Annotated in this window: 1 protein-coding gene; it reads right to left on the minus strand. The window is 64.3% G+C overall.

Translation table 11 applies throughout. The annotated features are described in order from the left end of the window. On the minus strand, positions 1-325 hold a 325-nt coding region (locus tag ACQZ2L_RS25095; protein ID WP_430328320.1), incomplete at both ends, for an AMP-binding protein.

Genomic DNA, 325 nt, shown 5'->3' on the forward strand with positions numbered 1-325 from the left:
TACAGCAGCTTCGGTCGGGCCGTACAGGTTATGCAGCTCGACACTCGGCAGTTGCGTGTGGAAGCGTCGCACCAGGCTGCCCGGCAAGGCCTCGCCGCTGCACAGGACGCGCTTCAACGAAGCCGCCGAAGCCTCACCATGGGCCAGGAACACATCCAGCATCGAGGGCACGAAGTGCAAGGTGGTGACGTTTTCGCTGCGGATCACCTGACGCAGGTATTCCGGATCGCGATGACCGCCGGGGCGCGCCATGACCAGGTGAGCGCCGGTTTGCAGCGGCCAGAGGAACTCCCACACCGAGACGTCGAAGCTGAACGGCGTCTTC

This window comes from Pseudomonas shirazensis (genome assembly GCF_050496565.1).
Classification (GTDB): Bacteria; Pseudomonadota; Gammaproteobacteria; order Pseudomonadales; family Pseudomonadaceae; genus Aquipseudomonas; species Aquipseudomonas shirazensis_A.